This is a genomic window from Nocardia sp. NPDC056564 (assembly GCF_042793755.1).
Taxonomy (GTDB): Bacteria; Actinomycetota; Actinomycetes; order Mycobacteriales; family Mycobacteriaceae; genus Nocardia.
In genome coordinates this window covers 120,322-132,668 of the sequence record NZ_JBHTUR010000023.1, presented here as the reverse complement: position 1 = coordinate 132,668, position 12,347 = coordinate 120,322, and the positions used below count along the sequence as shown (strand labels likewise).

At 70.3% G+C, this 12,347-nt stretch carries 4 protein-coding genes and 1 tRNA gene; 3 read left to right on the top strand and 2 right to left on the bottom strand.

Annotation, left to right across the window (positions count from 1 at the left end; genetic code table 11):
- Positions 1-77 precede the first annotated feature (77 nt).
- The gene (locus ACFQ9K_RS38535) at positions 78-698 is read left to right on the top strand and encodes a TetR/AcrR family transcriptional regulator (RefSeq protein ID WP_223885232.1); all 621 of its coding nucleotides are present in this window, start codon (positions 78-80) and stop codon (positions 696-698) included.
- Positions 699-761: 63 nt separating this feature from the next.
- Positions 762-1,919, top strand: a complete 1,158-nt coding sequence (locus tag ACFQ9K_RS38530) for a PucR family transcriptional regulator (protein WP_378719447.1) — start codon at positions 762-764, stop codon at positions 1,917-1,919.
- 9 nt (positions 1,920-1,928) lie between these two features.
- Here the strand turns inward: ACFQ9K_RS38530 and ACFQ9K_RS38525 are convergent, their stop codons facing one another.
- Positions 1,929-2,360, bottom strand: coding sequence for a holo-ACP synthase (locus ACFQ9K_RS38525; protein WP_150403360.1), 432 nt, complete (start codon positions 2,358-2,360; stop codon positions 1,929-1,931).
- Positions 2,361-2,371: 11 nt separating this feature from the next.
- Positions 2,372-11,746, bottom strand: a complete 9,375-nt coding sequence (locus ACFQ9K_RS38520; protein WP_378719450.1) for a fatty acid synthase subunit beta domain-containing protein — start codon at positions 11,744-11,746, stop codon at positions 2,372-2,374.
- Between the two features lie 387 nt (positions 11,747-12,133).
- Here ACFQ9K_RS38520 and ACFQ9K_RS38515 point away from each other — a divergent pair.
- A tRNA-Leu gene (locus tag ACFQ9K_RS38515) sits at positions 12,134-12,215 on the top strand.
- Positions 12,216-12,347: the final 132 nt, after the last annotated feature.

Sequence of the window (12,347 nt, the reverse complement as noted above, 5' to 3'; positions counted from 1 at the left end):
TGGAAGTACGCGCGGAGGCCAGGTCGAAGCAACGTCTGGACCCTGCGTTGGAGCTGCAGGACGACCCACAGGAGCTCATGCCGCGGCGACGGCCGACGCAGGAACGCAGCAAACGCAAGTTCGACGCGCTCTTACAGGCGTCAAGGGAACTACTCGTAGAAGTGGGTTTCGAGTCGTTCACCTGTGAAGAGGTGGCGGCGCGCGCCGAGGTTCCGATCGGCACGCTCTACCAGTTCTTCGCCAACAAGTACGTCATCGTCTGCGAACTGAATCGGCAGGACCTCGTTGCCGTTTCCCGGGAGCTCGCCGATTTCCACGGCGAGATCCCGTCGCTGGACTGGCTGCGGCACATGAACCAGTTCGTCGACCACATGGCGAACCTGTGGATGACCGACCCGTCCCGGCGCGAGGTGTGGCTCGCCATGCAGTCGACGCCGTCCACCCGGGCGACGGGCGCGATCCACGAGAAGGAGTTCGCCGAGGTCGTCGCGCAGATGCTGCGCCCGCTCACGCCGCGCACCCCGCGGCCGCGGCGCACCATGATGGCCGAGGTGCTGGTGCACGTCGTCTATTCGATGCTGAACTTCTCCGTGCAGGACGAGCAGAGCAACGCCGAGGCGGTGTCCGAGCTCAAGCGCCTGATGGTCGCCTATCTGCTGGTCGCCGAGAAGGAGTCCCGCTCGGCCAGCGGCCGCTAGGCGCCGGTCGGTCGACCGCGCGCACCCTTTGTCGCGGAGTCCAAACAGAGCTACCCTCCAGCAATGGCTGGTCCACCACCACCTGGCGACCGCCGCGCCCTGCTGGCTCGGCTGTTCTCGCACGCCACCGAGCTGACCACCGAGGCGATCGAACGGCTCAGCGCGGAGATTCCCGCCTATGCGCAGCTGGATCGGGCCGCGCTGCTGCCGGACGCCATTCGCACCGTGCAGCAGCTGCTGCGCTCGCTCGCCGCGGGGCGTGCATTGACCGTCGGCGAATTGGCCGTCTTCACCGCACTCGGGGAAGACCGTGGCCGCCAAGGGATTCCGGTGACCGAGATGTTCCGCGGCTGGCGGGTGGCGGTGCGGTTCGCGATCGACGAGACCGTCGTCATGGGCCGCCGCCTCGGCATGTCCGACCGCCAGTTGCTGGAGCTGACCAACGACATTCTCGCGCTGACCGATACCGCGATCCTGGCGGTGACCCGCGGCCACCTCGACGCCGAATTCCAAGTGACCCTGCACGATCAGCAGCATCGCGCCGACCTGGTCCGGGGCATCCTGTTCGGCACGCTCGCCCCGGGCGAGATCCGCCTGCAGGTCGAGCGCTACGGCCTGGATTCCTACCGCGAATATCACGCGATCCGCGTCCGTCCGAGCGCCGACCTCCCCGCCGACCGGCTGATCCGGCTGCTCGAGCCACCGGCGAGCAACCCGGCCCGCGGCCTGCTCGCGGTCATCGACGGTGACCTCGCCGGCATCGTCGACACCCCACCTACCGTGGAGATCGCGACCGCGGCCGGCCTCGGCCCGCCCGCCCGGCTGGATCGGATGGAGCCGTCGTTTCGCCGGGCGACCCGGGCGATGGCGACCGCGGACGCCTTCGAACTCACCGGCGTGCGCGACCTGGCCGGTCTCGGGCTGCTGCCCGCGATCCTGGCCGACACCGAGGTCGGCGACGAACTCGTCCGTCGCTATCTCACCCCGCTCGGCGAGAACGACACCGCCGCGGCGTTGATCGAGACCGCCAAGCACTATCTGCGCAACGGCCTGCGCGTCGACCACACCGCCAAATCGATGGGCCTGCACACCAATACGGTGCGCTACCGGCTACGCCGCTACCAGGAGCTGGTCGGGATCGATCTCACCGAGCCCGACCGCGCCCTGGAAGCCTGGTGGGCGTTGCAGCGCAGCCGATTACAACGCACCCACCGAGACTGACTGTCCGCCTTACCCTTCGCGCCCTTCGATCAAATCCACCATCTCACCGGGATCTTCGAGCACCACCATCGCGGCGGCGGTGTCCCCGTCGTGGGTCAACGACAGGTGAACCCTTGCCCGGGGCAGGAATTCGGCGGCGAGGCCGTGCAGCTTGATGCTCGGCCTGCCCCAGGCGTCGTTGACCACTTCGATGAGCGGATACGGATTGTCGCCGATCTGCGGGCGGCGAGCGAAACGGGATGAGGCCCAAGCCTTTATCACCGCTTCCTTCGCCGCCCAGCGCACCGCGTAGCTGCGCGCGGGATCGGTTCCCTTGCTCTGACAGTAGCGTCGCTCGCCCGCGGTGAAACTCTCTCGGAGCATGGTGGTTCCGGCGCGTTCGAGCTGTTCGGCGAACTCGGAGATGGTCACCAAGTCCAGGCCGATACCGAGGATCGTCATATGCCGGGAGCCTACGACCTGCTCTGGCGGCCGGTGGGCGAACTGTCCGCAATGTGGCCTGCGCCGCAACCGAAGCCGTCGGCCCGGTAGGCGCCGTCCCCGCCGAGGCGCGCCTTGGACGAGAGCAGCACATCCGCTTCCAGCTGCCGCGACTGCTTGGCCGGCGTGCCGTCGCCACCCAGGCGCCGATCCGCCGGACGCTCGTACAGCGGGGCACCGCCGCACATCGCCTCGGTGAACCGCTGCCGCCCGGCGAGCTGACGCTGCTGCGCCCGCTCCTGATAGGCCTCGCGACGCTCCGGGTCGATCGCCTGGATGAACGCCTCCGGATGCACCACCGCGAGCAGCCCGTTGACGTGCCCGAAGCCGAGCGAGGTCAGCAGGCCCGCCTTCAGCGCGAACTTCTCGCCGAAGCGCAGCGGCTCGCGCGCCCACACCAGGTGCGGGTACGCCTGCATCTTCTCGTCGACGCAGTCCAGGCTCCGGTTCGGCGGCACCACACCGTTTTCCAGCACCTGGCACAGGCCGATCAGCTGGAACGCGGCCGCGCCGCCCTTGGCATGCCCGGTCAGGCTCTTCTGCGAGACGACGAACAGCGGGGCGCCGTCGGAGCGGCCGATGGCCGTGGCCAGGCGGGTGTGCAGCTCGGACTCGTTCGGGTCGTTGGCCGCGGTCGACGTGTCGTGCTTGGAGACGACCGCGATGTCGTCCGGGCCGACGCCGAGCTTGCGCAGCTCCGCGGCGAACCGGGACTCGCGACCGCCACGCCCCGCCCCGAGCGCGCCGAGACCGGGCGCCGGGATGGAGGTGTGCACGCCGTCGGCGAAGGACTGCGCGAAGGCAAGCACGCCGAGCACCGGCAGGCCCATCTCCACCGCCACGTCACCGCGGGCCAGCAGCACGGTGCCGCCGCCCTGCGATTCCACGAACCCGCCGCGACGGCGGTCGTTGGCGCGGGAGAAGTACCGGTCGCTGATGCCCTTGGCGCTCATGGCCGCCGAGTCCGCGGTGGCCGACATGTCGCCGAAGCCGACGATGCCCTCGATGCCGAGATCGTCGAAGCCGCCGGCCACGACCAGCTCGGCCTTGCCGAGGCGGATCTTGTCGACGCCCTCCTCCACCGACACCGCGGCGGTGGCGCAGGCCGCCACCGGGTGCACCATCGCGCCGTAGCTGCCGACGTAGGACTGCACCACGTGGGCGAGCGCCACGTTCGGCAGCGCCTCCTGCAGGATGTCGTTCGGCCGCGATTCGCCGAGCAGGTTGTCGACGTAGAGCGAGCGCATCGAGGACATGCCGCCCATGCCGGTGCCCTGGGTGTTGGCCACCAGGCTCGGGTGCACCCAACTCATCAGTTCGGCCGGGCTGAAGCCGGAGCTGACGAACGCGTCCACCGTGCAGACCACGTTCCAGAGCGCAACGCGGTCAACCGAATTCGCCATCTCCGCGGAGATGCCCCAGATGGTCGGATCCCAGCCGGTCGGGATCTGGCCGCCGACCGTGCGGGACAGCTTGGCCCGCCGCGGCACCCGGATCTCGGTGCCCGCCTTGCGCGTCACCGTCCAGTCGGCCGAATCCGCCACCGGCACGATGACCGTGTGCTCGGGGTCGGCCGCGTGGAAGGCGCGGGCCTCGGCCTCGCCGCCGACCGTGAAGGTCAGGTCCTGATCGAGGAACACCGACGTCATCAGCGGCGCTGTGACATTTCCGTCTGCGCCGGCGATCATCGCGCCGTCGTCACCGTAGCGGCGCACGCCGCAGCGGGCGACCACCGCGTCGTGGTACTTGTCCGCCAGCTCGGATTCGGCGACGTAGTCACCGGATTCGGCGTCGTACCAGCCGGGCTTGGGATCGTTCTCCCAGGTGACCAGGCCGGTGGTCCAGGCGAGCTCGAGCACGCCCGCGGCGGAGAGCCGGTCTTCGACCTCCATCTCGAACCGGGTGCGCGCCGAGCCGTACGGGCCGAGCTCGCCGGCACCGACGATCACCACCATGTCGGCGAGATCGGCGGTCACCGTGCCCCATTCGGGCACCGGCAGCTTTGACGACATGGTCGGCGGTGCGGGCAGCGCCGAAATCGTCGCCGCCGCTTCGGCTTCCACCTCGTCCTCGGCGGCGCGGTCGGCCGCCTGCTTGGCCAGTGCGGGCAGATCCAGCTTGGCCCTGGCCAATCCACCGGTCAGGTCGATCTGCTGCGGGCCGGTCACGGTGACCTGGCGGGCCCGCGAGGTGCACCACTTGAGCAGTTCGTCGGCCATCTCGGCGGTGGACCAGGTGGTCACGCCCGCCGCTTCGACCGCCTCGACCATCGGGTCGTTGTGGCCCATCAGGCCGGTGCCACGCACCCAGCCGATCATCGCGTGCACCAGGGTGACCCGGGTCGACCACGACTTCTCCGCCCGCCACTTGGCGACCACCGCGTCGAGCGCGGCCTTGGACTCGCCGTACGCGCCGTCGCCGCCGAACAGGCCGCGGTTGGGCGAACCCGGCAGCACCACATGCAGTTTGGCGTCCACGTCGTGGTCGGCGCCGATGGTGGACAGGCCACCGATCAGCCGTTCCACCGACCAGAGCAGCACGCGCATTTCCATTTCCGCGCGGGCGCCCGCGTCGGCGAGGTCACCGGCGACCCGCGGCGCCGCGAACGGCAGCAGCAGGGTCGGGGTCAGCGCGTCCTTGGTCTTGATCTTCGCGCCACCGGCGTTGTCCACCTGCTCGGTGCCGACCCACTCGATGAGCGCGTCGATGTCCTGGTAGGACGCCATGTTCGCGGGCACCACCCAGAGGGCGGCGCCGTGCCGGGCGTTGTCCCGGTACAGCTTCCGGTAGAAGCTCAGCCGGTCGTCGTTGAGGCTGGAGGTGGTGACCACCACGGTCGCGCCGCCGCCGAGCAGCTGCCCGGTGACCGCCGCCGCGATGGAACCCTTGCTCGCGCCGGTGATCACCGCGATGTCCGCGGACCAGATGCCGCGATCGTCGGTGCTCAGCGCCGCCTGGCCGATCCGCTCGTACACCCCGGCCAGCACCGAACGCGCCTCGTGCTTGGCCCGCTCGCGCCACCAGTTGGCCTGCGCGGCAACGGCTTCGCCGGCCCCGAGGTAGCCGTTCACCGGCAGTTCCGCGGTCTCGGCGTCGTTGCCGAGCCACAGCCGGGCCAGATCCTCACGGGCCGTGGCCCACCGGTCGTCGAGCAGGACGGCCTTGCGCGGATCGAACGCGGGCGCGACCAAACGCGGCCAGTCCGAACCCAATTCGGCCGAGACCAGGTCGACCAGGGTGTTGTCGGTCGCCTCCGGGGCGGACACCTGCTCGGTCAGGCCGAGCTGCTCGAGCACCACGCGAGCCGCGGTGGCCAGCACGCCGTCCCGGCCGGTGATCTGCTCGGTGAATTCGCCGAGCGCGGCCGCGTCGACGGTGCCACCGCCGCCGCCACCCGCCGACGGCAGCGAGACCGCGACCCCGCGGCGCGCCGCGACCGCCTGGACGGCGGCATCGATGGCCGCGTCGACCGAGGCGCCGTCGCCCAGCGCGCCGGAGACCAGCCCGCCGAGGTCGCCGCCGCGGACGCTGGCGCCCTCGCGGGTGCCGAGCGAGACCTCGGCGGTGACGTGGCTGGCCCAGCCGTCGCCGAGCTCCCAGACCTTCTTCACCCGTTCCGCGATCGCGGCCGGCCGCTTGCCGGACGGGCCGAACACCTTGCGCAGGTGGTCGCCGATCGAGTCGGACAGCACCGAGCCGAACGGCTTGTAGGTGCGGGCGAGCCGCTCGACCGTGACCGACAGCGCGCCCATGTCCGCGTCCGCGGCACCGTCGATGGCGCCGAGCGAGAGCTCGGAGCCGAGGTCGACGAGCAGCTGGTTGCGGCGCGAGGAGACGCCGTCGCACAGGCCCTCGATGGTGTCGACCGGGCCGATCTGGTCCAGCCGCAGCTTGGTCCACAGCGCGATGAGCACGCGGGTGGCGTCGGCGGCGGTGAAGGCGATGTCGTCCGGACGGGGTCCGCCCGAGCCGGCGACCGGCGCGGCAGCGGCCACGGGGGCCGCGGCAGGTGTTGCGGCCGAGGCGGTTTCGACGGTTTCCTCGACCGGCTCGTCGACCGGTGCGGGATCGGTGTCGGTGGAGTAGACGATGCCGGCCTCGCGCTCGAGGTTGAGCACCTCGACCGTCGCGCCGCTGAACGCGGGCAGCTTCAGCGTCTGCGTGGCCAGGTTGGCCACGGTAGGCGTTGCGCCCAAACCGATCTCGACGAAGCGCTCGACCCCGAGGCCACCGTGCGCGGTGTCGGTGAACAGCAGGTCCTGGGTCTCGATCCAGCGCACCGGGCTGGCGAACTGCCACGCCAGCAGTTCGACCAGCACGATGCGGCACAGCTCGACCGGTCGCGCCGACCAACCCTCGAAGTCGGCGAGGACCGCGGCGAGCGGCTCGGACGGCACCAGATCGGCGATCTCCTGGACGAATTCACGCTCCAGGGAGAACGTCTTGGGCACCAGGTTCGGGATGTAGCGGCCGATCAGGACCTCCGGGTGCAGGTCCGCGGGCAGCAGCTGCTCGAGCTTGTGCCGGAACTCCGGCACGCCCTTGCGCAGCACGGTGGAGTGGAACGGCACGTCGATGCCGGGCACCAGGATGAACGCCCGCTTGCCGCCGAATTCGGCACGGCGGCGGTCGATCTCGGCCTCCAGCGCCTCGAGTCCGGCGACCGTGCCCGCGATGGCGTACTGCGAGCCGCGCAGGTTCAGGTTGACCACCTCGAGGAACTCACCGGTCGCCGCGCCGATGCCGTTGACGAAGTCGATCACCTCGTCGTCGGGCAGGCCGATCTGCGAGGGCCGGATCGCCGCGAGCCGATAGTCGCTGCGGCCCTGGGCATCCCGCGGCACCAGCTCGTGCATCGCGGAACCGCGCTGGAACACCACCTCGAGCACCGCCTCCAGCGGCAGCACGCCGGCGGCCGCGGCGAGCGCGTTGTACTCGCCGACCGAGTGTCCGGCCAGCATGGCGCCCTCGACGAAGGCGCCCGCCTCGCGCAGCTCGGCGACCTGCGCGACACCGAGGACCGCCATCGCGACCTGGGTGAACTGGGTCAGGTGCAGCACGCCGTCCGGGTGCCGGTGCTCGACGCCCCGCGCCTTGAGGTAGGTCGGATTGTCGCGCACCACAGCGAGAATGGAGAACCCGAGCGCGTCCCGGGTGTGCTTGTCGGCCCGGTCCCAGATGGCCTTGGCGGCCTTGGAGCGGGTCCGTGCGTCCAGGCCCATGCCCTTGCGCTGGATGCCCTGGCCGGGGAACGCGTAGACCGTCTTCGGGGCGGCCGTGCGGCCGGTCGCGGTCATCACCAGATCGCCCGCGGTCCGGCAGGACACCTCGACGATCTCCGCGCCCGCGTCGACCGCGATCCGCTCGACGCGCACATCGATCTCCGCGCCGGGACGAACCATGCCGAGGAACCGCGTGGTCCACGCGGTCAGGGTGCGGGCCGGGATCGCGCTGTCCGGATCGACCGCCGAAACCGCGTGCTGCGCCGCGGCCGAGAGCCACATGCCGTGCACGATCGGGCTGCCCAGGCCGGCCAGCTTGGCCGCGGAATCGCTGGTGTGGATGGGGTTGTGGTCGCCGGAGACCGCCGCGAACGCGTGCATGGTGCGCGGCGCGACGATGGTCACGTCGCGCCGCCGGCGGCGCGGGGTCTCGGTGGCGTCGTCGGACACCGTGCCCGCGGCCCGCGGCGGATCGGTGAGCTCGCCCGCGCCGTTGCGGCCGCGGATGGCGAACCGCTCGGTGAGGGTGGCGACGGTCGGCATGGACATGCCGGTTTCCGGCCGGTCCAGCATGCCCGTGATGCGCACCCGCACCTCGACGACCCGGCCCAGGTCGGTGTCGAGCGTCTCGCCCGCCTCCGCCCGCACCGCGAGAACGCTTGCGCTGGTTGGCAGTTCACCGGCCAGCTCGATCTGGTGATCGAGGTGGACCAGATCCAGCATGCCCTCGATCACGCTCGCGCCGTCCGCGGCGCGCGCCGCACCGAGCACCGCGAACACGGCGGGCCAGCAGGCGCCGACCAGCACGTCGGGGACGGTGCGGCCGAGCGTGCTCAGCGCCGACGGCAGACCCGAACCGGTGACACCGGCGTGGTCGGCGACCAGGTCCGGCGACCAGGCGATGTTGAGGTGGGCGACCCTGCCCTTCACCTCGGGCAGCGCCTGCCCGGCGGCGACGGCGATCAGCGCGGTCATCGCGGTGTGCGCGTCGGCCTCGGTGACCACCGGGGCGCCGCCGTTGTAGGTGGTGGACGGCACGGTGATGCGAATGCGAACCACGTTGCTGCCCAACAGCGGAACGGTCAGTTCGACGTAGGCGTTGTCGGCCTCCGGGCCGGTGGTCTCGGTCAGCGTGGCGCCGCTCGGCGGGTGCACGGCGCCCTTGCCGTCCACCGTCCACTCGGCCACGTCGCCGAGCCGGTACACCGGGTTGACCGTGGTGCGGCCGGACCATTCGATGTCCGGCGCGGCGAGCACCGTGTCGATCGGGCCGGTGGTCACACCGGCGACCCGGCGAGCGTCGATCGCGACCGGCACCACACCGGCGCGGACCAGCGAGTACGCGGTGTCCTGCTCGAAACGGTCGAGCAATTCGCCGACCGGCTCGTCGACCCGGGTGATACCGGCGACCGAGACGGTGCCGGGGATCACGCACACCTGATCGGCGGAGTAGCGCGAATCATGGGCCTGCCACAGCGAATCCGACCGCCACCAGCGACGCACGTCGCCGTCGACGACCGGCACGAAGTTGACCGGCTTGCCCGGGGTCTTGCACAGCGTGACGAAGAACGGGACGTCGGCCGGGTGCAGCACGGTCTGCTCGGCGACCGGGTACCGCTCCTTCAGCGCGCACAGTGCGCCGACCGGGTTCTCGAAGTCCGCGTCGTCGGCGAACAGCGTCGGGATCTCGCCGCGATCGGCCGGGTGCAGCCGGGATTCGGTGCGGCGCATCATTTCCGCGAAACGGTCGCGCCAGGTGATGTCGAGCCACACCGAGCGGGTGGCGTCGGCGATCGCGTCGCCGATATCGCTGCCGCAGTCGAAGTCCTTGCGCCGGTCCAGGCCGACCGCGAGCTCGATGTAGCGCTCCAGCCAGTCCAGGTAGGTCATCGAGGCGACATCGCCGAAATACGGCTTGGCCGTAGCGTTCAGCGCCGCGATGATCTCGGCGCGGCGTTCGGCGACGGCGTCGGCGTCACCGGCGACCTCGTCGAGCAGCCGGCCGGTGCGCGAGGCGGCGTTGTCGATCTCGTGGATGTCGGCGCCCAATTGGCTACGGCCCGAGGCCATTCCGCCGGACGCGGTGCCCGCGCCGACCCAGTCGGGGGTGCCGGGGGTGTCGACCAGCAGCTGCTTGACCTCGGCCGCGGTGGTCGCCTCCAGCGTCGCCATGGCGGCCGTGCCGACCAGCACGCCGTCCAGCGGCATCACCGGGTAGCCGTGCTGGGCCGCCCACTCGCCGGTCAGGTATTCCGTTGCGCGCTCGGGGGTTCCGATGCCGCCGCCGACGCAGACCACCACGTTCTCGTGGTTACGCAGCTCGGCGTAGGTCTCCAGCAGCAGGTCGTCCAGGTCTTCCCAGGAGTGGTGCCCGCCTGCCTTGCCGCCCTCGATGTGCATGATCACCGGGTAGTCCGGCACCGCCGCGGCGATCCGCAGCACCGCGCGGATCTGCGCGACCGTGCCCGGCTTGAACGCCACGTGCGAGATGCCGACCTCGGTGAGTTCCTTGATCAGCGCGACGGATTCGTCGAGTTCCGGGATGCCTGCCGTGACGATCACACCGTCGAACGGGGCGCCCGCGGTGCGTGCCTTCTGCACCAGCCGCTTGCCACCGAGCTGCAACTTCCACAGGTACGGATCGAGGAACAGCGAGTTGAACTGCACCGCGCGACCCGGCTGCAGCAGCGTCTTCAGCTCGGCGACCCGATCGGCGAAGATCTGCTCGGTCACCTGACCGCCGCCGGCCAGCTCCGCCCAGTGCCCCGCATTCGCCGCCGCCGCAACGATTTTCGCGTCGACGGTGGTCGGCGTCATGCCCGCGAGCAGAATCGGCGAACGTCCGGTCAGCTTGGTGAACGCGGTCTCGACCACGATCCGCCCGTTCGGCAGCCGAACCGGGCGCGGCGCGAACGCCGTCCACGGCGCGGCCGTCTCCGGCGCGGCACCGGGGGTGAGCAGGCTGCGCTGCCCGGCCCTGGTCGCGGCGGCGACCATGCCGACGCCGGTGCCCTTCAGCGAACCGCCGGTCACCCGGGACAGCAGGTCGCCGGGGCCGAGGTCCAGAATCCATTGCGCGCCGGCGGCGACCACGCCGTCGACGATCTCCACCCAGTCGATCGGGTCGACCAGAATCTCCTGCGCGAGCGCACCGGCCAGCGCGGCGTCCAGCCCGCACTGGTTGGCCCAGGAGCTCACCAGGTCCACCGTGTCGGCCAGCGCCGGGTGGTGGAAGGCGACGTCGACGAGCACATCCTCGAACACCGGCGCGAAGACCGCGCCGCCGCGTACCTTGGCTTCGCGTTCGCGCGACTGCTCGTCATGAATCTGCGTGCAGCGCTGGCGGACTCGCTCCAGCTGGGCCGGCGTGCCGGACAGCACCGCGCGCCTGCGCCCGTTGCGAATCGACACCACCGCGGCCGACGCCGGGTCGATGCCCTCGGCCACCTGGGCCACCACGGCCCGCAGTTCCTCGGGATCGACATTCGACACCGCGACCATCGGCGAGCGCTCGCCCACCGGCATCAGCCCGCGCCGCCGCGCCACCAGGCCGACGGCCGCGCCGATCAATTGCGCCATCGCCAGGATCTCGGCGTCGCGCTGCCCGCCGGCCTCCACCGCGGTCGCCGCCAACCGGCCCTGCGAGTGGCCCACGATCGCCACCGGCGCGTGTTCGGCCGGATCCAGACCCTGCAACCGCAGCGCGCGCATCGCGGCGATCTGGGAGAGCAGCACGCCCGGCATCGACACCGCGGCCGAACGCAGAATCTGCGCCGACGGGGCCGCGGACACCTCACCCTGGTCGGTGTCGACCAGTTCGTCCTCCAGCATCCACCCGATCGGGTCGAAGCCGACCGGACGGACCACAAGCAGTTGTGCCGCAACGGGTTCCAGCAGCGCCTCCGCCTCGTTGACCAATGCGGTCAATTCGGGCTCCAGCGCGCTGTCGCGGCCGATCTCTTCCAGTTCGTCGAGCCACTGGGCGCCCTGTCCGCCGAACGCGAGCGCGTAGGGCGTCCCGTTCAGCAGGCGATCCAGCAGTGGCGATCGGGTCCCAGCCCCCTGGGCCGCACCGACCTTCGCGCTCTGTCCGGTACCGGTCTCGGTGCTCTCGTTGATCGTCAAGACGATTCGACTTCCTTCTCCTGGCGACATGCCCTCCGAGACACGCCGCTCCCTCCGGTGCGCAGGTGTTCCTCAGCGTTGGGGCCTGATAACGGCGAGGATAGCCAGAATCATGAGGAAATCCTCACGTTTGCTCGTCGCCCAGAGCGCATACTGCCCAGTATTCGTGTACGCCCGTACCAGAACTATGCCAAACATGACCCTTCCTCATGTTTGAACACGCTGGTCTACCGGGTTACTAACCCGTACGAAACATGAGCGCCCCTCATGTTGATGGTTATCTAATCGTTATAATCCCTGGTAGGGTTACCCACCAGTACGCCACGCCCGCCCGGAGCTTCGCGAAGTCGGTCAAGCCCGGTAGAGTTTGCACGGTCGTACCATCACGCGCGAGTGGCGAAATTGGCAGACGCGCCAGATTTAGGTTCTGGTGTCCACGGACGTAGGGGTTCAAGTCCCCTCTCGCGCACGTTTCTCCGACATCTGTGTCGGATGTTCGCCCCGTGTGTTCGAGAGCTCTCGAGCACACGGAGGACGACCAGTGACTATCCATTCTGACCTGCGCAGATATCTGACATCCCTGTCGCGATCAAGGTCATCG

What these genes read in the sequence shown, in the direction of transcription:
- ACFQ9K_RS38525 (WP_150403360.1), bottom strand. Translation starts at nt 2,360, where the DNA reads ATGACGATCCTCGGTATCGGCCTGGACTTGGTGACCATCTCCGAGTTC.
- ACFQ9K_RS38530 (WP_378719447.1), top strand. Translation starts at nt 762, where the DNA reads ATGGCTGGTCCACCACCACCTGGCGACCGCCGCGCCCTGCTGGCTCGG.
- ACFQ9K_RS38535 (WP_223885232.1), top strand. Translation starts at nt 78, where the DNA reads ATGCCGCGGCGACGGCCGACGCAGGAACGCAGCAAACGCAAGTTCGAC.